Origin of the sequence: Desulfosporosinus nitroreducens, from assembly GCF_023897015.1 — a bacterium.
Lineage (GTDB): Bacteria > Bacillota > Desulfitobacteriia > Desulfitobacteriales > Desulfitobacteriaceae > Desulfosporosinus > Desulfosporosinus nitroreducens.
Genome location: NZ_JAMHFY010000015.1, coordinates 59,165 through 85,046 on the forward strand (window position 1 = coordinate 59,165; position 25,882 = coordinate 85,046).

At 40.8% G+C, this 25,882-nt stretch carries 19 protein-coding genes; 15 read left to right on the plus strand and 4 right to left on the minus strand.

The features are described from left to right. Nucleotides 1–87: 87 nt before the first annotated feature. The 3 genes from M8E35_RS16335 to M8E35_RS16345 form a co-directional block, all read right to left on the minus strand. The gene (locus tag M8E35_RS16335; RefSeq protein WP_252470284.1) at nucleotides 88–1,329 is read right to left on the minus strand and encodes a 2-hydroxyacyl-CoA dehydratase subunit D; all 1,242 of its coding nucleotides are present in this window, start codon (nucleotides 1,327–1,329) and stop codon (nucleotides 88–90) included. A 15-nt stretch (nucleotides 1,330–1,344) separates the two neighbouring features. After that, complete coding sequence (locus tag M8E35_RS16340) at nucleotides 1,345–2,478, minus strand: 2-hydroxyacyl-CoA dehydratase family protein (RefSeq protein ID WP_252470285.1); 1,134 nt, start codon at nucleotides 2,476–2,478, stop codon at nucleotides 1,345–1,347. Nucleotides 2,479–2,638: 160 nt separating this feature from the next. Next, nucleotides 2,639–4,354, minus strand: a complete 1,716-nt coding sequence (locus M8E35_RS16345) for a long-chain-fatty-acid--CoA ligase (RefSeq protein WP_252470286.1) — start codon at nucleotides 4,352–4,354, stop codon at nucleotides 2,639–2,641. Between the two features lie 242 nt (nucleotides 4,355–4,596). Between M8E35_RS16345 and M8E35_RS16350 the strand changes: the two genes are divergently transcribed. The 15 genes from M8E35_RS16350 (at nucleotide 4,597) to M8E35_RS16420 (ending at nucleotide 23,673) form a co-directional block, all read left to right on the plus strand. Continuing rightward, nucleotides 4,597–4,980, plus strand: coding sequence for a desulfoferrodoxin (locus M8E35_RS16350; RefSeq protein ID WP_252470287.1), 384 nt, complete (start codon nucleotides 4,597–4,599; stop codon nucleotides 4,978–4,980). A gap of 501 nt (nucleotides 4,981–5,481) precedes the next feature. After that, nucleotides 5,482–6,372 carry an NAD(P)-dependent oxidoreductase gene (locus M8E35_RS16355; RefSeq protein WP_252470288.1) on the plus strand — a complete coding sequence of 297 codons (891 nt, stop codon included), beginning with the start codon at nucleotides 5,482–5,484 and terminating at the stop codon, nucleotides 6,370–6,372. A 756-nt stretch (nucleotides 6,373–7,128) separates the two neighbouring features. Then, nucleotides 7,129–8,370 carry a CoB--CoM heterodisulfide reductase iron-sulfur subunit A family protein gene (locus M8E35_RS16360; protein ID WP_252470289.1) on the plus strand — a complete coding sequence of 414 codons (1,242 nt, stop codon included), beginning with the start codon at nucleotides 7,129–7,131 and terminating at the stop codon, nucleotides 8,368–8,370. 4 nt (nucleotides 8,371–8,374) lie between these two features. Then, nucleotides 8,375–10,597, plus strand: coding sequence for a hydrogenase iron-sulfur subunit (locus tag M8E35_RS16365; protein ID WP_252470290.1), 2,223 nt, complete (start codon nucleotides 8,375–8,377; stop codon nucleotides 10,595–10,597). Nucleotides 10,598–10,678: 81 nt separating this feature from the next. Beyond that, on the plus strand, nucleotides 10,679–11,848 hold the full coding sequence (locus tag M8E35_RS16370) for a (Fe-S)-binding protein (RefSeq protein WP_252470291.1): 1,170 nt from the start codon (nucleotides 10,679–10,681) through the stop codon (nucleotides 11,846–11,848). Between the two features lie 249 nt (nucleotides 11,849–12,097). Further along, a complete protein-coding gene (sat, locus tag M8E35_RS16375) occupies nucleotides 12,098–13,267 on the plus strand; it encodes a sulfate adenylyltransferase (RefSeq protein WP_073031595.1) in 1,170 nt (389 codons plus the stop codon). A gap of 79 nt (nucleotides 13,268–13,346) precedes the next feature. Continuing rightward, nucleotides 13,347–13,784: an adenylyl-sulfate reductase subunit beta gene (gene aprB, locus M8E35_RS16380; RefSeq protein WP_073031598.1), complete on the plus strand. Its 438-nt coding sequence runs from the start codon at nucleotides 13,347–13,349 to the stop codon at nucleotides 13,782–13,784. Between the two features lie 40 nt (nucleotides 13,785–13,824). Further along, nucleotides 13,825–15,714 carry an adenylyl-sulfate reductase subunit alpha gene (gene aprA, locus M8E35_RS16385; protein WP_252470292.1) on the plus strand — a complete coding sequence of 630 codons (1,890 nt, stop codon included), beginning with the start codon at nucleotides 13,825–13,827 and terminating at the stop codon, nucleotides 15,712–15,714. A 231-nt stretch (nucleotides 15,715–15,945) separates the two neighbouring features. Beyond that, nucleotides 15,946–16,293, plus strand: coding sequence for a YlbF/YmcA family competence regulator (locus M8E35_RS16390; RefSeq protein WP_073031602.1), 348 nt, complete (start codon nucleotides 15,946–15,948; stop codon nucleotides 16,291–16,293). An 868-nt stretch (nucleotides 16,294–17,161) separates the two neighbouring features. Next, entirely contained in the window at nucleotides 17,162–18,973 is a 1,812-nt protein-coding gene (locus tag M8E35_RS16395) for a SulP family inorganic anion transporter (RefSeq protein ID WP_252470293.1), read from the plus strand. A gap of 37 nt (nucleotides 18,974–19,010) precedes the next feature. Next, entirely contained in the window at nucleotides 19,011–19,550 is a 540-nt protein-coding gene (locus M8E35_RS16400; protein WP_252470294.1) for a universal stress protein, read from the plus strand. Nucleotides 19,551–19,901: 351 nt separating this feature from the next. Next, nucleotides 19,902–20,519: a hypothetical protein gene (locus M8E35_RS16405; RefSeq protein WP_252470296.1), complete on the plus strand. Its 618-nt coding sequence runs from the start codon at nucleotides 19,902–19,904 to the stop codon at nucleotides 20,517–20,519. A 689-nt stretch (nucleotides 20,520–21,208) separates the two neighbouring features. Further along, nucleotides 21,209–21,841 (plus strand): hypothetical protein, encoded by a 633-nt coding sequence (locus M8E35_RS16410; RefSeq protein WP_252470298.1) that lies wholly within the window; start codon nucleotides 21,209–21,211, stop codon nucleotides 21,839–21,841. 122 nt (nucleotides 21,842–21,963) lie between these two features. Further along, nucleotides 21,964–23,319 (plus strand): sigma-54-dependent transcriptional regulator, encoded by a 1,356-nt coding sequence (locus tag M8E35_RS16415; protein ID WP_252470300.1) that lies wholly within the window; start codon nucleotides 21,964–21,966, stop codon nucleotides 23,317–23,319. 87 nt (nucleotides 23,320–23,406) lie between these two features. Continuing rightward, entirely contained in the window at nucleotides 23,407–23,673 is a 267-nt protein-coding gene (locus M8E35_RS16420) for a hypothetical protein (protein WP_252470302.1), read from the plus strand. A 153-nt stretch (nucleotides 23,674–23,826) separates the two neighbouring features. Here M8E35_RS16420 and M8E35_RS16425 read toward each other — a convergent pair whose 3' ends face one another. Beyond that, nucleotides 23,827–25,551 carry a SulP family inorganic anion transporter gene (locus tag M8E35_RS16425; RefSeq protein ID WP_252470304.1) on the minus strand — a complete coding sequence of 575 codons (1,725 nt, stop codon included), beginning with the start codon at nucleotides 25,549–25,551 and terminating at the stop codon, nucleotides 23,827–23,829. Nucleotides 25,552–25,882: the final 331 nt, after the last annotated feature.

Genomic DNA, 25,882 nt, shown 5'->3' on the forward strand with positions numbered 1-25,882 from the left:
ACTAAACATAGAATATAAATCCTTGCCCTATATTTTTGTGAGGAATTATTTCGAACTTACAACCTCAACCTTGTGCTGCGGTCTCGATTATTTTAGATCATCAAATGTTTCTAAGAAAGCTTGGACTCGATTGCGGACGGGTTCTTCTGCATAGGCTCTGGGATCTGCCATGTCCGCTTCAATCATTAACCCAGGCACCCCTGTTTCACGCATTACTTCTTTGCGAATCACTTCTTGAACTAAAGAATAAGGTTTACAGGAACGATTTGAATGCATTACGAAACCATCGGCTCTGTACTCCTTGATCAGATTAATTAATTGATTGGCACGGAACTTAGGGGAACGGTTGAGAAAAACTTCAGTGTAAGTCGTCGCCATGCTTTCCATCGGAGTACCGGGAGCTTGCTCGACAGCCCAACCCCCACTATAGGTGTCAGTCACAAAACATGCCCCTTTTTCAGAAAACATTTTGTAAAAACTAAACAATTGCGGCCAGATGGCGATGTTGTCCCAGACTAAGCGAATTCGCTCATTTTCGATTGCTCCCTGAGTAAGTTCAACTCGTTCTTTGACTTCGTCTTTGAGTTTGCGGTAAAAATCAATTCCTTTCTGTGAGCCTCTTAAGACTACAATAGGTGCCATGTTGATGAAGAGATCGGGAGCGTTGAGGGGAGAGGGACTGGCTTGACAATATTGTCGGGTTTCTATCCAGAGAGAGGTGATTTTTCGACTCAAGTTCATTTGTTCAGCTAATTTTTTTTCATTGAAGCGCCGACCGGTGATTTCTTCCAAATCTGCTGCCATAGCATATAATTGTTCTAAGACGAAGTCTTTGACCTGCGGGGTTAGTTGGTCAGTCAGAAATGGTGTATCTAGAACTAATAGTGGTACATTAAAGTGACGTGCTAAAACTTCATACCACTTTAACACTGTTCCGCAAATATTATTGCAGGCTACCAAGAGGTCGGGTTTCGGCATCCCGCCCAAAGGGGCCAGGTCTGGCCGAAGGACTCCACCGATATTTGACCGGGCATAGGAACAGAGGTCTTGGGAATAACCAGCCGCTTCAGCAACTTCGCAAAGGTCGACAGTGGCTTTGCGCGCACTGTATATAGCCGCATATTGTTCCGGATAAGCGCAATGAATATTAAAAGCGCGCAGGAGTTCGACCGGGGCACCGCTGGTGACCCAGGCCAAAGGACGTCGTAAGAATTTGCCCCAGTAACGATGCCAGCTTGTCAAAGCATAGTAGCTGCCCATAGTTTGTTGGAGTGCTTTGTTGCTGACTAGAGGCCGGTAATTGCGGCGTTTCTCTTTTGTTGTATGCATCTTAATCTTTCTCCTTTATAATTCATAGCCTAGCAAACTCTCTAGGAAGGCCTGAAGTCGAGTTCTTTCTTGTCCTCCTGCATTTGCCCCTTCCAGTTCAAGCGTCAGAGTGCGAATGCCGTTCTTGCGCAAACTCTCGGAGAGTGTAGCGGCATCCCAAGCATGGGGTTCGCAATATTTTCTGACGATAATAATGGCGCCTTGAGCATGTCGTTGTTTAGCTAGAGTAGTTAAATAGGAAATTCTTTCGTTCAGACTGCGGTTTTTACACGGGCAGGGGGGCATTTCAGAGTACCTTCGGACGATGTCTAAAAGAGGGTCTTCCGATCCGCTCACTGTGACTCCTGAGAAGTGTCGAAACCCGGTGCATGTATCATCCGCAACGACTCTGCCTCCCAATTCTTCGATCATTTCGAAAAGGCTGTCATTTTCCAGCACGGCGCTGCTGACAAGAACCTTTGCTTTGTTATGAGGTTCTTCGGCCATTTCTTTTAACGCCGGAAAGCTGTTTACAAGAGCGTGGGTATACTCAGAACGCGGCATTAGCTGTCCGGCTCTGAGCAGGGAGAAAATCAAAGGGGAAGGAAGGTTAGGACGAAGGACATCAAGTTCAGCAGCTAATTTTCGCGTATTTGCACATAAGATTAGGGCATTTCTGATAGCCTCGGCTTCGATTTTTTGTTTAGTCAGGTCCGTTAGTTTACTTAAGAGAGTATGCAGTTCGGCATGATAATAGCGGGAAGCTCCCGGGGCTTTTAACATAACTGGCGGAACAATGTCAACAGTTTTGCTCTGACCGCTGGCTGCCCAGATTCCGCTTAGACATTGCATCGTGTCACAGGTATGAGTAAACCCGATACCGACAAGGTCGCGCCACTTCTCTCTTACTTCCATGTCTAGAGTTCCCCTGGCTAAAGAACAACAATAGGCGGGGAGTTCAACTGGAGTTGAGTTCTCTGAATCCGGTAAAAGGCGCAAGGGGTGTAAACCTGCCGCTATAATTAGTTCTTCAGGAAAATAGGAACAGAAATAACCAAAAAACCTGTACTTGGGGTACCGGTTTAGGCGATCGGCGCCTTTGAGAGAGGCCTCTTCAATAAGCAGTTTCAATGATTCCTTAGAATCTGTCGGGTTAAAAGTTTCAACCATTTAGGCAGTTCATCTCCTTAGGCGTTTAATAATTAATCGGGTAACGGTGTTCCAATCCTCAGCGCAAATGAATTCGTTGCGGGCCGTGCGCTTTCGGCGATAATCTCCACTGGAGACTATCGTCACCGAAGTCTCGATGTTCAGCTTTAGCTGAACGAGTTCACTGAGTTTCTGTTGGAGCAGGGGAGGATGGCTCCCGCAGAGTGCGTTTTAGAATTTTTCCAATAGCTGTCATAGGGAGGTCTGGGCGAATCTCAACGAGTTGGGGAGCTTTATAAGGCAAGAGATGCTGTCGGCAGAAGGTGATAATCTCTTGCTCTTCGACCATCACATCTGTTTTTAAGGTGATAAATGCCTTTACACGTTCTCCCTTATAATCGTCAGGGATGCCTATAACGCATGCCTCTTTCACAGCTGGGTGCTGATAGAGGACATCTTCTACTTCGCGTGGATAAACATTGAACCCGCCAGTAATAATCATATCTTTCTTGCGGTCTACAATATAGAAATAACCCTCTTCATCCATGTAGCCAATATCTCCGGTGTAGAGCCAACCATCCCGGATTGCCGAACTAGTTTCTTGAGGCTGATTATAGTATCCGAGCATGATCTCCGGACCAGTAAGCACGATTTCTCCAATTTCTAGGGGCAGAAGGAGTTTTTCCCCGGTCTCAATATCTCTGACTTGCATAATGACATCAGCAAAGGGTATACCAATACTGCCTGCTTTATTTACGCCGTTATAGGGATTGGCACAGAGTGCTGTGACAGCTTCAGTAAGACCATAGCCTTCCATCAGTCTGCTTTGAGTGAGTTCTTCAAACTGGCGCTTAACTTCTGGGGCTAAAGGCGCGGCTCCGACAAAACATCCGCGCAAAGAGGAAAGGTTATAGCGTGCTAAACGAGGATGGTTAATGAGACCTATATACATGGTGGGTACTCCAGCAAAGAGAGTAGGGTTAAAGCGGTGAATTCCTTTGAGAATGTCATCTCCATTGAAGCGTGGAATAAGAACACAAGAAGATCCTGAAATCAGAGGTGCATTCATACAAACAGACATGCCAAAGCCATGAAATATTGGGAGAACCGCTAATAAACGGTCATCCTTTCGCATTTGGACCCAAGAGGCTCCTTGGGCGGCGTTAGCAACTAGAGCTTTATGCGAGAGCATGACTCCTTTGGGTTTGCCAGTTGTTCCTCCTGTATAAATTAGGAGTGCAATGTCTTGAGTGAGATCAATATTAATTGGGATGATTGGCTGAGATTCTTGTTGGAGCAGGTGTTTTAACCACTTGCATTGAGGTAAACGAGCTTTAGTTTCGGCAGATAATTTCCGAGACAATGGGTATAAAAGCTTAATTGGGAGAGGCATAAATTCGTTTAAAGAAGTATAAAAAGTGTGTTCTAGGATATGGTGTTCTCCGCTATTGTGACAAGTATCTCGAACATTTTCTAACCGTCCTGCTAAGAGATCTAAGCTGATGACAACCCGGATCAACCCATCTCGAAAAATATGCAGGAGTTCAGATTCCGTGCTGAGGGGATTAACAGGGACGACCACTGCTCCAATGCTTAAAATGGCATAATAAGACATCACATATTGAGGACAATTAGGCAGTAGAAGCCCAATTCGGTCTCCTTGATGTATGCCCATTTCTTGCATCGCACCAGCTAAGCTGTTTACCCAGTGGCCCAATTGCTTGTAACGTATCTCTCGACCGAAAAAAATTAAGGCGATAGCCTCCGAGTGGTCTTTGACACTTCGATGGAATAATTCATCCAGCCTGACGTTCGGATAATTAAGTGTAATGGGGACTTCAAGATCGTAATGGTTAGTCCAAGGAAGGAGTTTTTCATTGGTCGAGATGTTGTTCATTACTTGCCCTCCTTTTTCACGTTAAGGTGAAATTAACCTAGGCAAAAAGATTAATTGTAATATTTAGATTAGACAGAAAATTATGTTAGAAGAATTTTATTCATGAATCCGGATTCAATGCGTAAATAAATAATAGATTGCGTTTTTAATGATTATTATAAAAAAGTAATGTTTATAAGGAGGAAAACAACTTTTTCTGGAGAATACTAATTACAAGTAAAAAAAGAAGTGGAGGCTTGTACATGACAAATCTAAGAGAACTATATGTATGCAGTATTTGTGGAAATGTGATTGAGGTTGTTAATTCGGGAGCGTCTGCATTGGTCTGTTGTAACAAACCAATGGAAAAATTAGAGGCAGGCACTAAAGATGCCAGTCTTGAAAAACATGTACCTGTTATTGAAGAGATAAACGGGGGAATCAAAGTTAAAGTGGGCAGTGTCGCGCACCCCATGGAGGAAAAGCATTCAATCCGATTTATTGAAGTTCTTACTAAGGATCAGGTTCTTAGAGCAGAACTTGAACCAGGCCAAGCACCCGAAGCATCTTTCCTAGTCTCGGCAGACGACGTTGTCGAAGTAAGAGAATATTGCAATATTCACGGTCTTTGGAAGGCCGGTAAGTAATTTATTAGAAAATATAGAGGTAGGCAGGATTTTATCCTGCCTATCTTTATCATGAAAAAGTCTTTTAGAGGATTCATCAATTCTGAGACTCCCACTTCTTGTAAGTGGGTGTTCCTCATTCTACTTCGGTGGGTAGACTCCATCCTACGGTGCGAATGTATTCGTCAGTGGAAATGCCCCTTCGGCATAAGTCTATCCTCAGCGCAATTGTATTCGTTACGGGTCGTGCGCTTTCGGCGATAATCTCCACCGGAGACTATCGTATTGGAGACTTACGTCACAGAAGTCTCGATGTTCAGCTTTAGCTGAACGAGTTCACTCGGAGAGATTTGATTTATTTCCATAGAACTATGCAAGATTATTTGTACGTCTTCCGAAGCACTTACGGATTAAAGAACTTCGCAACTGGATTCCTGTCATATGGAAAGGGGTTGCTTGACACTCTTTTCTCGATATTCTATAGTATTTTCTGATGGGTTAATTGAAGGGGGAAATGGATCAATGACACTTACTAAAGAGGATATTATCATTGGCTTTGTTGGCACGGGTGTTATGGGTAAGAGTATGGCTGGACATTTATTGAAGGCAGGTTATCCAGTAGTTGTTTACAACCGAACGAAGACAAGTGCTGAAGATTTAATTGAAATGGGGGCGGTTTGGCAAGATACAATTGCTGAATTGGCTGAACGAAGTAATGTTGTCATCACCATGGTGGGTTATCCGAAGGATGTTGAAGAAGTTTACTTAGGAGCAGATGGAATTATAAAGCATGCTAAGGCGGGGAGTTATTTAATAGATATGACAACCTCAGCCCCAGACTTGGCGAAGAATATTTATAAAGAAGCTCTGGACTTGGGAATGTATGCGCTCGATGCTCCTGTATCCGGTGGGGATGTAGGTGCAAAAGAAGCTCGTTTGGCTATAATGGTTGGCGGAGAAGAAGAAGCGTATAAAGCAATGCTTCCTATTTTCAATTGCCTAGGAAAGAATATTGTTTTACAAGGAAGTGCCGGTTCCGGGCAATATACGAAAATGTGTAACCAAATTGCTATCGCTTCCAATATGATTGGGGTTTGTGAAGCGATGGCCTATGCGCAAAAAGCCGGATTGAATCCAGAAAATGTTTTAAAAAGCATCGAAACAGGTGCAGCTGCCAGTTTTTCCTTGAGTAACTTGGCTCCACGTATGCTAGCCAATAATTTTGCCCCAGGCTTCTATGTTAAACATTTTATTAAGGATATGACGATTGCTTTGGATTCCGCGCAACAAATGGGTCTGCTTACCCCGGGTTTGGCGTTAGCTAAAACACTATATGAGAAGTTAGCAGATCAAGGAGAAGAAAACAGTGGAACTCAGGCATTATATAAACTTTATCAAGAATGCAAGAGCTAATTATAAACTGAATAACAGGGGGAGAGTGACGCAACTGCACCACTCTCCCCCTGTTATTAGAATAGATTCATATGAAGTTTTTCTATTGCCAGCTTTCTCTCTAGGGACAAATTATTTACCAATAGAAGGAATTCTAAGGGTGAATGTGGAAGAGATGAAAGATACAAGGAAAGAATGCTCTGAATTGGAATTAATATGAATATTTGAGGTAATTCAGTTTTGCTTAGAGATTGATAAACTAAAAAGAACTTTCAGACAGTATGTTGTAATAGGGGATTAAACACGTAAATTGCTCGCAACTAAAGTCGAACTGACAGGATTACTTTACATTTATTGTTCGCCCAGAACCATAAATGTAGGATAATTACAATTTTACCATACGATTTCTTAATTATCGCCATATTGACTAATTACGACCACAGTGCTAGTCTTAGTTTGCAAATACAAATTTTTTTAAAATAGATTGTGCATTTTGTTACGTTTAACTTGGATTCATTGCCATGAGGCAAGTTCCTTATATTATATGTGAAAGAAATCATATTCCCTATTGTTACTTAGAGAGTTTAGTTGAAGGCTAAAAACTCGATTTATACTATGACGAGCCAGAGTCTCTATATTTATCCCAAAAGTACTATAGAAAGCAAATATCTCCTATTAACATAGGAGGAATGCTATAAGGTTGGTTTCAAGGATATCTTTGTTCCAACCGCCTCGGCGGAAGCTGAGAGTTTATTGACATATAAGGGAGGTAGAAGGATGGCGCATAAGAGTATTTTAGTAGTCGGAGGGGGAGTAAGCGGACTTACAGCCGCTATTGAAGCTTCCGAAGCAGGAAGCGAGGTCTATCTGGTTGAACAGAAATCCTATTTAGGTGGCAGAGTTGCCCAGATGAACCAGTATTTTCCCAAGTTATGCCCCCCGAACTGCGGGTTGGAGATTAATTTTAAAAGGATTAAGCAAAATCCCCGGATCAAATTCTTCACTTTGGCCGAAATTGAAAAAATCGACGGTGTAGAAGGAGATTATACAGTAACTGTTAAGTCAAATCCCCGTTATGTAAATCAGAACTGCACAGCGTGTGGTAAGTGCTCTGAAGTATGTCCTGCGCAGAGGTCAAACGAATTTAATTATGGAATGGATAAAACTCAGGCTATCTATAGAGCTCATGAGTTTGCTTTCCCTATGAAGTATGTGATCGACGATCAAGCTTGTCTGGGGGCTGAATGCGGAAAGTGCGTTGCTGCCTGTCAGTATGGCGCTATCGAATTGGACATGTCGGCAAAAAGCTTCAATTTAAATGTTGGAGCTATTGTTTGGGCTACAGGTTGGCAGCCCTACGATGCCAAGAAAGTTGATTATTATGGTTATGGAAAGCATGAAAATGTTATTACAAACGTCATAATGGAAAGATTAGCGGCCTCAAATGGCCCTACAGCCGGAAAAATTGTTCGTCCTTCAGACGGCAAAGAAGTTAAATCGGTTGCTTTTGTCCAGTGCGCTGGTTCTCGAGACGAAAATCATCTGCCCTATTGTTCTGGAGTTTGCTGTATGGCTTCACTAAAACAAGCCACATACGTTAAAGCAATGAATTCAGATTCTAAGGTTTATATGTTTTATATAGATGTCAGGGCGATGGGTAAACATGAAGATTTTTATACCAAAGTTCAAGATGATATCACCATGATCAAGGGAAAAGTTGGAGAGATTTCAGAAGATCCCGTGACCAAAGATTTGATCGTTCAAGTAGAGAATCAGTTGACCGGGGAGATCATGAAGGAAACTGTTGACATGGTTGTACTGGCGACAGGTATGGTACCGGCTACTTCGAATGTACCGGATGCAATTGCCTATGATGAGGATGGTTTCGTTGTTTCCAATCCGCAACAATTAGGGATTTATGGCGCAGGATGCGTTAAGAAGCCTTTGGATGTTTCCTCATCGGTTAAAGATTCTACTTCTGCTGCTCTTAAGGCCATTCAATCTACGGTGAGGAGGTAGCCCAATGGATAAAAAAACAGGTGTTTATATCTGCACTGGATGTAGTATCGGAGAATCTCTGGAAATAGAGAGCCTGTCCAAGGTTGCCACCAAGGAGGGCAAGGTTCCGGTTTGTAAAACACACCCCTTTCTCTGTGGACCTGAAGGGGTGGCGCTAATCAAGAATGACATTGAGACTGAGGGCGTTAATACACTTCTAATAGCTGCATGCTCACCCCGTGTCAATTATGATGTTTTTGAATTTGACTCTTCATGTATCATGGAGAGAGTAAACATTAGAGAACAGGTTATCTGGAGTCAACCAGCCAATGATGAGGATACCCAGATGATGGCTGAGGATTATCTGAGAATGGGTCTTGCCAAAGTGAAGCATATCGATCTGCCGGAGCCTTATCAAGGTGAAAATATGGTTAAAACCTTACTGGTAGTAGGCGGTGGCTTGACAGGAATGACAGCGGCGTTAGAAGCTGCCAAAGCTGGATACAAGGCTGTTTTAGTAGAGAAAAGCCCAGTACTGGGCGGATGGATGAATGGCCTATTTAAACAAGCTCCTCGCAAGGCGCCTTTTACAACACCTGAAGCAGTTGATATCGCAGAGCTTGTTAGTCAAGTTGAAGCCAACCCTGATGTTACAGTATACACAGGTGCTGAAATCTTGGAAATTGCCGGTGCACCTGGCATGTTCGATGCTTCTATTAACCAAAATGGTACGACTGTTAAGGAAAGAGTCGGTTCGGTAGTTCTTGCTACTGGGGCCGTGCCCTATGATCCTGCTAAGTTAGACTATCTTGGTTATGGTAAATATGAAAACGTAATTACTAGTCAAAAAATGGAAGAGTTAGCTTCCAAGGGTAAAATTCTACGCCCAGACGGCAAAGAAGTACAGAGTATTGCCTTTATTCAATGCGCTGGATCTCGCGATCAGGAACACTTGCCTTATTGCTCTGCAACATGCTGTGTAGAATCTTTGAAACAAGCGACTTATCTAAAAGAACAAAATCCGGAAGCAAACGTCTTTATTTTCTACAAAGACATGAGAGCATCCGGTCAGTATGAACGTCTTTATCAACAAGTGCAAAAAGATGGAGGTATTTTCGTCAGAGGAGAAATCAATGGTATCACTGAGGATGGCGAAAAGAATCTGCTTATTGAAGCAACGGATGTTCTATCAGGGGCAACGATTACTACTGAAGGCGTAGATATGGTGGTTTTGGCAAATGGTATGGTGCCCACCACAGCCTTAGGAGAGGATATCGCAGCCAAGGCTGATACTGAAGAAGACTGTAAAGAAGATGATGGTCCTAAGCCGGAAATTATTCGCAAGTCGAATCTTTTAAACTTGGCCTATCGCCAAGGTCCAGAGATGCCTACGTTAAAATACGGTTATGCAGATTCTCATTTTATCTGCTTCCCTTATGAAACTCGCCGAACTGGTATTTATGCCGCTGGTAGCGTTAGAGCTCCGATGGATGAGTTATCTTCGGTTGAAGATGCTGCTGGAGCAGCGTTAAAAGCTATCCAATGCATGGAATCAAGCGCACAAGGCGTTGCTGTACATCCTCGTGTCGGGGATATGTCTTTCCCAGACTTTGCAATGTCGAGATGTACACAATGTAAACGTTGTACAGTGGAATGTCCCTTCGGTGCTATTAACGAAGATGATAAATTCAATCCGTTGCCAAATCCTACACGTTGTCGCAGATGTGGAATTTGTATGGGCGCTTGTCCTGAACGGATTATTACGTTTAAAAACTACTCAGTCCCAATGATTGGCAATCTTATTAAATCTATCGAAGTTCCTGATGAAGATGAAGAAAAACCAAGAATCCTCGTCTTCGCTTGTGAAAATGATGCTTACCCTGCTTTGGATATGGCGGGTATTAATCGACTCAAATATAATGCTTGGGTTCGTGTTATCCCTCTAAGATGTCTGGGTTCATTGAGCTTAGTTTGGATTGCCGATTCAATGTCAGCTGGTATCGATGGAATCTTCCTCTTAGGATGTAAGCATGGCGATGATTATCAGTGCCACTTCATCAAAGGAAGTGAGCTGGCCGAAATCAGGCTATCAAAAGTGTCGGAAACCTTAGACAGGCTGGATCTGGACTCTGATCGAGTGCGAATGGATCAAGTCTCCATTACGGATTATGACAAGATACCGGCTCTATTGGATGACTTTGCCAAGAGACTGGATGAACTGGGCCCTAACCCCTACAAAGGGTTCTAAGTGATCTAAGGTCACCTCCTAGTGATGAGTTAGGCTCCGGGCAGGAGGTATGTCCCCATTAGATAGCAAAGGAGCATTATGATGGATGAAATAAAAGAAGTATCTCTGGAGATGAGAGAATATATTATTTCTTCAGGCGCCGATACGCTCAACTGGTGTATGCAGTGCGGTCTCTGCACCAATCTATGTCCTTACCGACAGGTACCTGGCGAGCTGAGCGAAGTATTTAACATTCGAAAAATGCAACGTCAAGGCCAACTCGGCTTAGAAGGATTCGATGATGAAGAAGTTCTTTTTGCTTGTGTTACCTGTGGCATGTGTCAATCAAACTGTCCAAGAAGTGTAGAAATTATAAAAAATGTACGTTCCATGCGTAATACTATAGTTGGAGCTGGCATCTTGCCTGGACATTTACGGCCTGTTGCAGGAAGTCTTCATGCTAATGGTAACCCATGGACTGGACCTCAAGAGAAGAGAGCCGATTGGTTAGAAGGCTTAAATGTTCCGGCTTATACCGAAGATATGGAATATCTGCTCTATGTCTGCTGTACTTCGTGTTATGACACTCGCAGTCAAAAGATTGCCAAAAGCGTTGTGAAACTCTTACAACAAGCTGGAGTTAGTTTTGGAGTCTTAACGGCTGAAGAGAACTGCTGTGGTGAGACGATTCGTAAAATCGGGGATGAGGATCTCTTCACAAAACTGGCAGAATCAAATATTAAGCTGTTCAACGGAAAAGGTGTCAAGAAAATTATTACAACCTCACCTCATTGCCTGTATGCCTTCAAAACAGACTACCCAGAACTGGGCGGAGAGTATGAAGTGATGCATTATTCGGAACTTCTTGGTAATCTTTTGAAAGATGGCAAGCTTTCTTTACCAGGGGAACAAGCTAAAAAAGTCACATTCCATGATCCTTGCTATTTAGGACGACACAATTTAGTTTATGATGCACCAAGAGAACTTCTCCAAGCTGTACCGGGGGCAGAATTCGTTGAATTGGATCGTGCTAAGAATAAGAGCCTTTGTTGCTCAGGCGGAGGCGGACGGATTTGGGCTGAAGTACCTTTTGGGGAGCGCTTTGGTGAATTGCGAATCAACGATGCTGTTAAGCAAAATGCAGATATTATAGTCACTGCTTGTCCTTACTGCATAACAATGCTTGATGACGCCTGTGCAGGGTTAGAAAAGGGCGATGTATTGAAAGTCATGGAAATGTCCGAATTCCTTTGTGAATCGCTTGAGAAATAGACCTTGACACAGTTACCTGTATTTAGATGTTCAGCTAACCTCATAATCAATATTTTGATACGAATTATGAGGTTAGCTAACTGATATGGTGAAAAAAGCTACAAAGTATAAGTGAAAGGGGGGATGCCAGAAACTCTGTTTTAACGGTGCCTCTTCAGACGGAATTACTTATGACTGTGGGCATCTTAAACACTTGTTTCTGCAGTAGACTCACATTCATTATAAAATTAATTAAAGGAGGATAAGACGATGTCGAAACTAGTACCACCACATGGTGGAAAGTTAACACCGGTATTACTCCCTGAATCACAAAGAGCAGATGCTTTAGCAAAGGCTAAAACATTACCAGTGATTCGCATGTCTTCCAGAGAAACCTCGGACCTATTAATGATTGGAATGGGTGCATTCAGCCCATTAACAGGGTTCATGGACAAAGCTAATTATGAGAGTGTTGTTGAAACAAAGCACTTAACTAATGGCTTGGCATGGCCGCTTCCGATCACTTTGTCCGTTACTCCTGAACAGGCTGAAACTCTCAAAGTGGGCATGGAAGTCGCTTTAGTAGATGATGAAACCGATACCTATTGCGGTATTCTTACGGTTAGCGATAAATATGAGTATGACAAAGTCAAAGAGTGCAAGGCAGTTTTCTTCACAGATGACGCTGCACACGACGGTGTTGTAAAAGTTATGGCTCAAGGTAGTATCAATGTCGGCGGTGAGTTAGTAACATTCAGCCAACTTGGCTACGCTTCCAAATATGGTGATTACTATGCTACCCCAGCGCAAACCAGAGCATTATTCGATGAAAAGGGCTGGGCAACTGTTGCAGCTTTCCAAACTCGGAATCCGTTACATCGTTCCCATGAATTCCTATGCAAGATGGGAAATGAAATTTGTGATGGACTGTTCATTCACCCAATCGTAGGAAAACTCAAAGAGGGCGATATTCCTGCTGAGACACGTCTGGAATGCTATGAAGTTCTCTTAAAGAATTATTTCAATGAAAAGAATGCAGTGATGAAAGTTTATCCTATGGAAATGCGTTATGCAGGACCTAGCGAAGCTATTCTTCACTCCATCTTCCGCCAAAACTTTGGTTGCAGCCACATTTTAGTGGGTCGTGACCACGCAGGTGTAGGCGACTATTATTCCGCTTATCAAGCTCAAGAAATCTTTGACTTATTCAAACCAGGTGAACTTCTTTGTCAGCCTATCAAAGTTACTGCAGCTATGTATTGCACAAAATGCGATGGTATGACTACAGAAAAAACTTGCCCGCACGGTAAGGAAGATCATCTCAAAATCAGTGGAACAAAGTTAAGAGCAATGTTAGCAGCTGGAGAGCTTCCACCAGGCAATTTCAGTCGTCCAGAAGTCTTAAAAATCCTACTCAAATACTACGCTTCGAAGAAGTAACCGTTGGTTGAAAACTAAACAAGAGAATATATTCTCTTGTTTAGTTTCAAAAAATATATGAATGATGGAGGTTAAACGAATGCCAAGTTTTGTAATTGCAGAAAAATGTGACGGATGTAAAGGGCAAGACAAAACAGCTTGCATGTATGCATGCCCAAATGACCTGATGATGTTAAACAAAGATGTAATGAAGGCTACAAACCTGGATCCTAGCCAATGCTGGGAGTGTCTCTGCTGTGTTAAGGCTTGTCCTCAACAAGCAATGGACGTCCGCGGCTATGCTGACTTTGTTCCACTAGGTGCTTCAGTTACACCTCTTCGTAGCTCTGACAGCATCATGTGGACTGTTAAATTCCGTAACGGCATGACCAAACGCTTCAAATTCCCTATTCGTACAACCGAAGAAGGATCAGCTGTTCCAGATGCCGGTTATGAAATTACCACTGACATCAACAGCCACGAACTGTATACCGAACCTGCTTCAATGCATATGCCAGTATGGACTTATAAAAAGTAAGCTCTTATTAATAAGGGAATAAATAGGGAGGTTTAAATCAATGCCAATGAACTTTGAAACAGTAGAAGTAACAACCGACCTTCTCATCATTGGAGGCGGAATGGGGTCCTGTGGTGCAGCTGTTGAAGCAGCCTATTGGGGCAAAAAACATGGACTTAAAGTAACCTTAGTTGACAAGGCATCAATGCCACGTTCCGGTGCAGTTGGAATGGGATTGTCCGCTATTAACTTATATGTGGGACTTGCTGAAGGCAATAACACTGTTCAAGACTATGTCAGATACGTAAAAACTGACATGATGGGGGTAGCCCGTGACGACTTAGTCGCTAACATTGCCCGTCACGTTGACAGCTCCGTTCATATGTTCGAAAAATGGGGCCTTCCTTTATGGAAAGATGAGAATGGCGGATATGTACACGAGGGTAAATGGCAACTTATGATCAGCGGTGAATCTTATAAAGTCATCGTTGCTGAAGCCGCAAAGAATGCTTTGGGTGAAGAGAATATCTATGAGAGAGTTTTCATCACTGAGCCACTGTTGAAAGATGGCAAATGCGTAGGAGCTGTAGGATTCAGTGTTCGTGAGAACAAAATCTATGTCTTCAAAGCTAAAGCTACTTTATGTGCTATGGGTGGTACTGTTGGAGTATTCAAACCTAAATCCACTGGTGAAGGCGCTGGCCGTTCTTGGTACCCTCCGTTCTCCACAGGTTCTTCCGCATACTTCACCATGAAGGCCGGAGCAGAAATGACCTGTCAAGAAGTTCGTTTCGTGCCAATCCGTTTTAAAGATGCTTATGGTCCGGTTGGAGCTTGGTTCTTACTCTTCAAATCTCGCGCAACCAATGCATTGGGCGAAAACTATATGGAAACCCGTGCTGATGAACTGAAAAACTGGGGCAAATACGGATCAGCTAAGCCGATCCCAGCCAATCTGCGTAACCACCTTGGCTTGTTAGACATCAAAGAAGGTAAAGGACCTCTCTACATGCGTACAGAGGAAGCTATCGCTAACCTTGCCAAAAAATATGAAGACGATGCTAAAGCCTTCAAGAAAAAGATGAAAGAGCTCGAGAATGAAGCATGGGAAGATTTCCTCGATATGACAATTGCTCAAGCTTTACTATGGGCTGCTACCAATGTCGAGCCAGAAGTTAGATCTTCTGAAATCGCTGCTACAGAGCCATACTTCATCAGTTCTCACTCTGGATCATCAGGCGCTTGGGTATCTGGACCAGAAGACCTTTCCGCTGGAACAGACTATTTCTGGGGTTATGCTCAAATGACCACAGTACCTGCACTCTTCGCTGCTGGAGACGCTACCGGAGCTTGCCCACACAAGTTCTCCTCAGGAACTCATGCTGAAGGTCGTATCGCAGCTAAATCAGCTATCAAATATATCTTAGAGAATAACACTCTGACTGAAGCAGATCCTGCAGTTATTGAAGCTGTTAAAGCAGAGATCGTTAAACCTCTCGAAATCTTCGAAGCACACAGTGGCTTCAGCACAGATCCTGAAGTTAACCCTAACTACATTATGCCTAAACAGTTCATGTATCGCTTACAAAAGCTCATGGACGAGTATGTTGGCGGAGCTAACGTATTCTTCAACATGAACGAAGCTTCTCTGACTCGCGCAGCTGAATTATTCGAGTTCCTTAAAGAGGACTCCCAAAAACTAGCCGCTAGAGATCTTTATGAACTGTTGAGAGCTTGGGAAAATAAACACAGATTATGGCAAGCTGAATCTCACCTTCGCGCCGTAACCTTCCGTGAAGAAACTCGTTGGCCTGGATACTACTTCAGAACAGATAAGCCAACCCTTGACGAAGAGAACTGGCACTGCTTTGTTAACATGAAGTGGGATCCTAACACAAACGAATGGTCAGTCTTCAAAAAGCCAGTTATCGATATGTTTGGCGTTGAGTAAGACTAAATTAGGTCAGTTGGTATAATAGATCAGATCTTAAATTATGATCTATTCCAAAACTGATTACAAGAGGGGATGGGTGCAAATTTTCGTAATATCTCGGAATTTGTATTCATCCCCCATTTATTTAGCACAAATCTAAATTCTTCCTTTAAGATTTTGTGGTAATCAGTTATAATTTATAAGCTAAGAACTTACTTTGTTGAACTAATTTAAAGGAGGAAATATGATATGGATCAAGTAGAAGAACTTATGCAAAAGAGCATCGAACTAGGTAAAGCCATTGCTCAAACAGATGTGTACAAGGAATTTAAGAAGGCTGAGTATGATCTTTTTCAAAATGGTGAAGCACGAAAGTTAGTAGAAGATCTGCAAAAAATGAAGCAAGAACATCGTGGTAAGATGATGGCCGGTATTGTGTTAACTGAAGCAGAACAGGAAGAACTAAAAGAATTAGAACAAACATGTATACGTAATCGTCAAGTGTTGTCTTCGAACGAGGCTAACACAAGGTTCCAGGAGTTTATGGAGCAGATATCCAGCAATATAAAAAATGGGATTAAAAGCGTCGATAAATAAATGACGATACAGATAACTAATTCCCAGCATACCACCCCCCATTTGCTTAGATAGTGCGATGACCTCAGGGGGTATTAAAGTCCATGAATATTACACCGGATGAGCCATTGTTGGAGGTGGCACGCTACAAACCTTAATTTATAAATGAGATAATTGGTTTTTCGGTGTACCTTGAATCCATCAATGGGTAAAAACTGGTGAAAAATAAATATCTTTCTACATTAAAAATGGCGACACATAAACGCGATGACATAATATCTTGCGTTAGATGTTTGCCATTTTTTGGCGTTATAAAGTTTACAATCAATATATGGATTGCAATAGGATATACTGATTGCGGTAATATTGACTTGATATACTATCAATGCTAATCTACTCTTGATAGATAGTTATGAGTTAATAGCAGAATAGCTTGTGCAAAATATTACGTTTATCTATACTTCATCCATACAGGCATTAAAATAGGTATGTAAATATATGAAATTGGTGCACTGGAGGTGGAATGTAAGGGCTCACTCCCACAAGGACTTCACGGAACGCAGGGGTCTAAATAATCAAGGTGGGATGGCCGTTATATTAAGAAAAAAGTAGATTTTTTGGTAATTAGTGAAAAAAATCTTTTGCAATTATCTAATAATTTCGATCATATCTTTAATAGTGTTTGTGCTCTTATGATATCTTCATTAAATAAAATGGTTGATTAAATTAGATACACCCTTTCAAGAGAGGATGGAGGGTATTTTTTATCCCCTAAAAAATCTTTGGTATTAAGAATTCGAATAATAATTAAAAGATATATGGATGATGAAAGTATTCAAAAGTTATGTGGATCAGGTGGAAAATATTCGTACTGAAAGGTGGAATTCACTTGTACTTAACACGATTTAAATATATTCCTTTAATTGGAACGATTGGAAACTACAAAAAGGAATATTTTAGTAAGGATTTAGTTGCTGCTTTGACAGTAGCCGTAGTAGTTATTCCACAGTCTATGGCCTATGCATTGATTGCGGGTGTTAATCCAGTTTACGGTCTGTATACGGCTATCGTATCGACTATTATTGCTTCAGCTTTTGGAAGCTCTAATCACATCATTGCTGGACCGACTAATGCAATTGCGCTGCTTGTGGCAGGCAGCCTGGGCAGCTATATGGGACAGGAAAACGTCTATCAAATGCTTTTTTTGATGACTTTTATGGTGGGTATCTTACAGATACTTTTTGGTGTCATTAAACTGGGTAAAGTAATCAATTTTGTGTCTCATTCTGTAGTTATCGGTTTTACAGCTGGTGCGGGTGTATTAATTGGACTCGGCCAACTGAGCACACTGTTAAGTATATCCATTAAAGATTCAGCTCATATGTCAACCATTCAAAAATTTTATTATGTTATGACTCACCTAAGTGAAACCAATTTATATGCCCTTGGACTTGGGGTTATGACGATGGCGATTATTATAATTTGTAAAAAGATCAATAAGAAACTCCCTGGTGCTTTAATCGGAATTGTAATCCCAATTATTTTTATTGTTATTTTTGCTTTAGATCAGAAGGGTGTAAAACTAACTGGCGTTATTCCATCTTCATTGCCACCATTCAAAATGATACAATTCGACATTACTGCTATGCAGAATCTTTTCGGTGGGGCAATAGCAATAGCCATTATCGGATTAGTTGAAGCCATAGCAATTGCTAAATCCATAGCGACTACCTCACGACAGAAAATTGATGCCAACCAAGAATTTATAGCACAAGGTTTAGCAAACGCCGGCGCTTCATTCTTTCAGTGCTTTGCTGGTTCAGGTTCATTCACACGTTCTGCGATCAATTACCAAAGTGGTGCAGTTACCAGAATCGCGGGGATGCTGTCAGGTGTGATAGTAGCCATAGTCCTTGTGTTTTTTGCTCGATTTGCCCAGTTTATTCCCAATCCATGTCTCGCAGGAGTGATTTTAGTTATCGCCTATAACATGGTGGATAAAAAGGAAATAAAGCATATAGTCAAAGCAGGCAGATTCAAGTCTGATTCCCTTGCAATGTGGGCAACCTGTATCGCAACAATCCTGATGCCTCATCTTGACGTTGCAATATATACGGGCATAGCACTATCCATCGCTTTGTACCTGAAAGATACTAACAAGGCTCCGTTGAAAATACTCGTTCCATCGCAAGAGAAAAATGGACACATCATTGAAAAAGAAGTAAGGGCTCTTAAGGAAAAAATTGATATTGTAATTATTCAGCCGGAAGGAAATCTCTTCTTTGGCTCGGCGGAAGACCTTCAGACCAAGCTGGATGACTTAGTTGATAAATCTAAGGTCTTTATCCTCAGGATGAAGTATGTTGCAACAATAGATTTGACGGCCTTAGGCGCTTTGAAGGTATTTATTAGAACTGTCAAAGAATCCGGAGGAATTATTATCTTTAGTGGTGTAAAATCGGAATTCAATTCATTACTGACGAATTCGAATGTTACTTCAGATATAGGAGAAGACAACATCTTTATGTCTGAGAATGAAATTTTTGCCTCTTCAACCAATGCCTTAGAAAGAGCAAGAACTGTTTTAAGTTGTGAAGTTAGTGATGATAAAGATAAATCTGTTGCGTGTACTCTGCTGGAATCCGAAACTGCTGCTAATGCAGGCCCAAGTGTTATAAATAAGAACACCGCTTCCTTATAAATAGGAAGCAGTGTAAATAGTGAAGGAGGTTTTTGGCATGAGTGATTCAAAGTTTAATGTACTTCTTTATTCTGATGGGTCTCAACAGGCTTTTTCTGCGGCTGTTTATTCTGCCAACCTACTAAAAAAAATGCCGAATATGCAATTAACTATTGTACAGGTTCAAGAAAGTGATGAAGGTTCGATGGGGGTAGAGTATAGTTGGATTGATACTTGGCCAGTCAGTCCTACCTCGGAATGGATGAAACGCGTTATTGAATCTGATACGAATGTTAGAAATCTGTACAATGATATACTAACTACGACTGATGGAATATTTACAGACAGAGTCAAGGACGTCAATCACCATGTAATATACTGTAATCCGAGTATTACAGATACTGTAGACGCTCTCCTCGAGTATGCAGAAAAGAAACATTTTAAATTAATTATAATGGGTACACGAGGACTTACTACGTTAAAAGGATTAATTTTTGGTTGTATTGCGCACAACGTCCTTAACAGATCTCCCATACCTGTGTTACTGATTAAGAAGTTACCTCAAGACTTTATTGACAGCTATTGCTCAGACACCTGATTTTGCTGTCTAAAGTGTATTTATCAATTGTAAGAATTAGCTTTGTGTGTGCAAATTCGTCTTGTGATTAGTCTGTCCGCAAAACAATTGGCCCCGCAGAGAAATTGTCTCAGCGGGGCTTTATAGGTTTTATAAACAAATCTGCTTAATCCATCTTAGTTATTATATCATTCACATATTTAATTTAAAGCCATCGATTTAGAAACAAAGTTTTAGTGAATAATATATTTAAATTACGAAATTTGAAAGTGTAGACAATGTAACCTGTTTATATAATAGTTGCCTAGCAATCACATTCATGAGACGTTTCGTATGTTGTAGTAATCCTTCAAACAGAAAGGTGGGATGGGGTTGTCCGGTATAACACTTAATGAAGATATGCCTTTGGTCGATAAGATGAAGAGGGAGTCAGGTGAAAGAACCAATCCAATTTGGCTATTATTTAATCCGAAACATCCTGGTGTTCGTCACTATATTTGGACACCCGTATTAGCAGAAATACAGGACAGAGTATATAGAGAACTGCGTACAAGGATAGATGCCTCAAAGATATATATTAGGAGCGCTGTTAATGATAGTAGAATAGTTCCCAATACTCTAAATTGGTGGGATCCTAAAGTAGCTGCCGAGATACAACAGTTTAGAGATATTGCTCTTGAGCATGAACCAAAGGTTCTTATTTCCTTTGGGGCCTTTCCGTTTGAATTTGTAAGACGTGTTTACGAGATAAAACCTGAAAAAGGACCTAAGTCTTGGGGAACAACTAACTTAGGGGATGAATTCGGAAAATCAATGGAAAATTTCGATATAAATAAAACCAATATAGTTCCATTACTACGAAGAGTAGTTTCAAGTGATAAGTTTATAGAAGATCCCAGTTATTCCGAGAATTACTTTCATTATGTTGGAACAAAGATAGCGGATAAGATTATTGAGAATAAAGAAAGTCTTAAGATATGGATGGACTAAACCTATAGAGTCTTGTTTATAATTCAATGAAATTTTAGCCCCGAATGATAAGCATAACGTCGGGGCTTTTAATTTTCTCAAAAATACCATATAACCATAATAATATAAATGGATTATGAAGAAATAGTTTTGGAGTGGATAAAACGAACATAATGATTATTTGTAATTACGGCACAAGGAGATTTATATCTAAACATTGTAAATAGACACAATTTAACGGTGGTCAGAGGGAGTTAAAGAGATATTTTTCAGGAAATAAGCTGGTTTTGAAAAATACACAAATGCTTCAAGTCATATTTACTTTCAGGTTATTGATACTTGTAGGTCAATTTTTTGCGGTACAAGGTTGAATGATAAATAATTATATGCTTGATATTAAGTATATTAATTATGAGCATATTGTTTTCCACTAGACACGATTGTGTCATAATGATAATCTCTAATTGTGAGAAAAAACACAATTAGAGAAAGGAGTTGGGATAATTTAGTTCTTAATAGCTCGCTCATCAATGTTACCTCCTCTTACGATATAATTATAAAGCCGCCTTGAAAGGCCGCTAAGAAATTTGATCGTAGTATTAAAATCTAAACAGTGAAAATTTACGAGCATTCTCAGTGAACCTTACAAAACAGGGAGCGAATTCTTTCGCTGGCTGTGGCAACACAGAAAATGAAAGGTGGGGGTTGATTTGTCCTGCTTTACTTTAAATGACTCTCAGTCTGATGGTGAGAATACGAAAAGAGAATTAGGAGAAAGAGCTTATCCTATATGGCTGTTAATCAATCCAAAATACCCTGCAGTTCGCCATGACATCTGGAGACCAGTATTAGACGAGATCCAGGACAGAGTATTCAGGGAATTGCATACAAGAATAGATACCTCGAATATTTATATCAGGAGTGCTGTAAGCGATGGAGGAATAGTTCCTAATACTCTAAATTGGTGGGGTAAGGAAGTAGCAAAAGAGATCGAGTTTTACAGAGAGATTGCTCATATTCACAAACCAAAAATGCTAATTTCTTTTGGTGCATTTCCATTTGAATTTGCCAGGCGCGTCTACGAAGTCAAACCAGAAAAAGGACCTAAGGCTTGGAGCTCATCTATTCTAAAAGATGAATTTGAAAATTCAATGAATAATTTTGATATAAATAAAACTAACAGAATTCCTTTATTGCGCAGGGTCATTGCTACTGATAAGTTCATAGAAACAAGCAATTTTTTGTCCCAGACAGATAGGGAGACTTACTTTCAACACGTTGGCTCAAAAATTGCTGAAAAGATAATTGCAAATAAGGATTATCTGGATATTTGGATTAAGTAAACCTCAATAGCAAAAAGCAGAGTAAAGGAATTTTATTCAAACCACCGGAATCAATGTGTGGACGTTAAAAGGTCAGTTAGAATTTGTAACTCATTTTAAGTTAATTAAAGGAGGTGTTTTTCTTGAATAAGATCCTTATCATCGATGATGAAGAGCATCTATGTTGGGCTCTTGAGAAAGGCCTCCGTCAGGAAGGATATCAGGTGATAACCTCCACGCGGGGGAAAGAAGGCCTGGAACTAATTCAGAATGAAACACCTTCCTTGGTCATACTTGATCTCAAAATGCCCGAAATGGATGGGCTAGAGGTATTGGTTAAGGCTAAAGACCTCATCCCAAAGCTTCCGGTAATTATGATAACTGCTCACGGTTCAATAGACACTGCTATCGAAGCTATGAAGCTTGGGGCAATTGACTATATTGCCAAACCTTTTGACCTAGACGAACTCAAGATAGTTGTGAAAAAGGCCTTAATGGTAAGCCATCTAAGGGAAGAAGTTGTATTTTTACGCTCTGAACTGAACAAAAAACACCCTAGAATTCTTGGCAACAGTCCTGCTATTCAAGAAGTTAACACTCTTGTAGAAAGGGTCGCTGACAGTAATGCTACTGTATTTATTACAGGAGAAAGCGGGACTGGCAAAGAGGTAACTGCGCTTTCGATTCACAATCTAAGCTATCGCAGGGAAAAATCCTATGTGCCTATTAACTGTGCAGCACTGCCTGAGTCGTTACTGGAGAGTGAATTGTTTGGACATGAAAAGGGAGCCTTTACTGGTGCTGTAGTCAGAAAATTAGGCCGCTTTGAATTAGCTGATAAAGGAACGCTATTCTTAGATGAGGTTACTGAAATGCCTCTGTCTATGCAAGTAAAACTGCTAAGAGTTCTTCAGGAAAGACAGTTTGAAAGGGTCGGAGGAACAGAAAGCATAAAAATAGATGTAAGGGTTATAGCAGCAACTAATCGGGACCCTTTAGACTGTGTTAAACAAGGCACTTTTCGGGAGGATCTGTACTACCGATTAAATGTATTGCCGATTCACATTCCCCCCTTAAGACAAAGATCAGAAGATATATCCCTATTGACTATGCACTTTCTTCAAAAATTTAACCCTGCTCAGGAACAAATGATCTCTTCAGATGCGATGGGATTATTAATGAACTATGAGTGGCCTGGGAACATCCGTGAGTTGCAAAACGTCATTGAAAGGTCTGTTATCCTATCTCAGGGGAATGAGATTAAGGTGCAGCATTTACCAAAGGAAATTCAAAAAGCTGATTTAAGAAAAAACGAGTTGGATAAAGGTTTGATTCTAAATTTCCCAGACAAGGGGATATCCTTTGATGAGGTTGAAAGAGAACTGATTCTTAAGGCTCTTGAGAAAAGTAGGGGAAATCAAACTAAAGCGGCTCAACTTTTAGGCCTTACTCGGTCGGCGCTTCTATATAGGGCTCAAAAGTACCAAGTAAGGTTATAACGAATCACGGTATTCTAATAAGTAATTTAAAGCTGCTTTGCAGAAAATTGTACGTTAACGAGTTATATCTTAGGGAGGGATAATATCATGAACAATACCTCTAAGTGTAGCCGATGTATTAATAAGGAATCATGCCATATTCGCTCTAATCTTAACAAGATAATTCAGGAAGTAATTAAAAAATCGGAAGCTGATATTCAAGAATTGTCACCCAAAGAGATAGACTATATGATCCTTACAGACATTTCGATTATCCCAACCCGGTGCGAAAATTATCAATGCCGTCATGAGCCGGCTGAAAAACGTGGGCGTTTATTCACATTTAGGAGAATGATGGCAACTGCTGCTGTATGATGGGTTCTTTGTTTCGCTTTCATGTCATTCAATTATGTACGAAGCGAGGAGAGTATTATTAATAATTCGTTATTTCAAACATTCCCCCTTAGAGATAAACTATCTTTGAGGGGGAATGTTTGATTACCTCACACAGTTAATATACAAAACGTCTTAATATGCTTGAGCAGATCTCTTTTCGGTCTTATAACTTACGTTCCGGACAAACGAACTTGCTTCGTCCAGCGCCTTCCCGGATGTGGCAAATACCTCATCGTCTTCCATGAAGATATTCTCTTGCCCGACATGATTGACAATATGCATTTTATCTAACATACGTAATATTTTAGGTGTAACTCCAGATAGAATAACTCTCTTTTCTTCCTCTAAAGCACGGTTAATAAATCCCTCGATAACTTCCAATGCAGTAATATCGATTATTAATACACTTTTGAAACGAATAAGGAAGACCTTAGAGTTGGAGTAAGAGTCACTCAACTTCTTGTCTAGATCGGCCGAGGAACCAAAATATAAATTTCCTTCTAGTTGAAGAATTGAGATAGATGTGTCTTGCCCATTGCCGATTTGCTCTACAAATTGCCCATCATTCCCCCTGACCGGTTCAAGGGTTCTGACAGTTGCTACACCCGAATCTTTGAGATAGAGTAATAATGAAATTGCAACTCCTGCATATATTGCTTGTTCTAAATGAGGTGCGAAGACGGTAGTCAACATGGTTACAAGCAATACCGCGGCATCATTGCGGTTGGTTGTTAATACTTTTGCTAATGCTTTTTTATCAATCATGGAGTAGGCAACCAGCATGATAACCCCAGCTAAACTCGCATTTGGAATATACCTCGCAAAGGGTGCAAAGAAAACCAAAACTATGAGTATTATCAGACCTACCAGTACCCCGGTTACTCTAGTTTTCCCCCCATTTTGATAAGTAATAGCCGAACGAGTAAAGGAACCGGAACCTGCTATACTGCTAAAAAATGAACCTCCTAAATTAGCCATTCCCTGCCCTATAAATTCCTGATTTGGATCTATTTTTTGATGTGTTTTAGACGCGATGGCCTTGGAGATCGATACTGCTTCTACCAGACCAATTATAGCTATGACAACTGCCCCTGTTCCCAAATCACCGATAGCCGAGAGAGTGAAATTAGGTATACTTAAAGGCGGGATGGCTTGAGGTATTTGACCTACAACCTTAACTCCATATTTCTCCAACCCCAAAATCATTACTAAAAGTACTGACAAAATAACCCCTAATAGAGCTCCAGGTAAATTTTTATTAATTCCTTTAAGTACTATTATTACTGCCATAGTAAAGATCCCGATACTAAAGGCGTGATAATTAATTTTATCAATACTTTGAAAACATGCTATAACCTTGCCAATACTTGAAAGGTGTCCATTTGTCAGCGTAATACCCATTAAGTTATTAAGTTGCCCCATAGCGATGATAATACCCGCCCCGGCGGTAAAGCCAACGATTACTGCATGGGAAACGTAGTTGACTAGAGAGCCTAGTCTCAGAACACCCATTGTAAGCTGAATGGCTCCCACTAAAAATGTTAGAAGAAATAAGTTGCCAAAAAAATTCTCGCTTCCAGCAAAGGGTATCATGTAGGATGCTATTAAGAGACAGATAGCGTTAGTAGGCCCCGTGGCTAACTGATTGGAACTTCCAAAGGATGATGCGATGATTGTTAGCACAATACCGGAGTAGAGGCCGTATGCCGGGTGAACCCCTGCGATCATTGCATAAGCCATAGTTTGTGGTAAAGCAACTACGGCAACTGTTAGTGCAGCAATCAAATCAAATCTAAAATTTCTTTTATCATAATTGATTAAGGTATCTATAATCGGGATAAATTTAACAATGTTCATAATTATTGCCCCCCCAACAAAAGTCTTGTGAAACAAGGTGCGTTTTAAGGCGATTTTCTGACGTCCAAAAACCACTTTCCATTTATCTTAGTGCACTCATTTAGTTATTGATGCAATTATCATGCCAGCAATATTACGTCAATTCATCCAGATGTTTGTATTATTTTAGACATATAAATCTGTTAGCTAGCAATTACTAGGATTCAAAAGAACTGAAGAACCTGTAATTTCTTAAATTATTGCTCTTTAGAGTAGGAATTCTCTTTCTGTTTGTTTTTAAACAGTTACAATTGTATTGTCTGAATTCAGGCTGCAGTCAAGTGTTTTATTA

Bases quoted from the DNA above. Each gene is read 5' to 3' on its own strand.
- M8E35_RS16365 (WP_252470290.1), top strand. From the start codon at position 8,375: ATGGATAAAAAAACAGGTGTTTATATCTGCACTGGATGTAGTATCGGA.
- M8E35_RS16420 (WP_252470302.1), top strand. From the start codon at position 23,407: ATGAACAATACCTCTAAGTGTAGCCGATGTATTAATAAGGAATCATGC.
- M8E35_RS16370 (WP_252470291.1), top strand. From the start codon at position 10,679: ATGGATGAAATAAAAGAAGTATCTCTGGAGATGAGAGAATATATTATT.
- sat (WP_073031595.1), top strand. From the start codon at position 12,098: ATGTCGAAACTAGTACCACCACATGGTGGAAAGTTAACACCGGTATTA.
- M8E35_RS16400 (WP_252470294.1), top strand. From the start codon at position 19,011: ATGAGTGATTCAAAGTTTAATGTACTTCTTTATTCTGATGGGTCTCAA.
- aprB (WP_073031598.1), top strand. From the start codon at position 13,347: ATGCCAAGTTTTGTAATTGCAGAAAAATGTGACGGATGTAAAGGGCAA.
- M8E35_RS16390 (WP_073031602.1), top strand. From the start codon at position 15,946: ATGGATCAAGTAGAAGAACTTATGCAAAAGAGCATCGAACTAGGTAAA.
- M8E35_RS16335 (WP_252470284.1), bottom strand. From the start codon at position 1,329: ATGCATACAACAAAAGAGAAACGCCGCAATTACCGGCCTCTAGTCAGC.
- M8E35_RS16350 (WP_252470287.1), top strand. From the start codon at position 4,597: ATGACAAATCTAAGAGAACTATATGTATGCAGTATTTGTGGAAATGTG.
- M8E35_RS16425 (WP_252470304.1), bottom strand. From the start codon at position 25,551: ATGAACATTGTTAAATTTATCCCGATTATAGATACCTTAATCAATTAT.
- M8E35_RS16340 (WP_252470285.1), bottom strand. From the start codon at position 2,478: ATGGTTGAAACTTTTAACCCGACAGATTCTAAGGAATCATTGAAACTG.
- aprA (WP_252470292.1), top strand. From the start codon at position 13,825: ATGCCAATGAACTTTGAAACAGTAGAAGTAACAACCGACCTTCTCATC.
- M8E35_RS16345 (WP_252470286.1), bottom strand. From the start codon at position 4,354: ATGAACAACATCTCGACCAATGAAAAACTCCTTCCTTGGACTAACCAT.
- M8E35_RS16355 (WP_252470288.1), top strand. From the start codon at position 5,482: ATGACACTTACTAAAGAGGATATTATCATTGGCTTTGTTGGCACGGGT.
- M8E35_RS16360 (WP_252470289.1), top strand. From the start codon at position 7,129: ATGGCGCATAAGAGTATTTTAGTAGTCGGAGGGGGAGTAAGCGGACTT.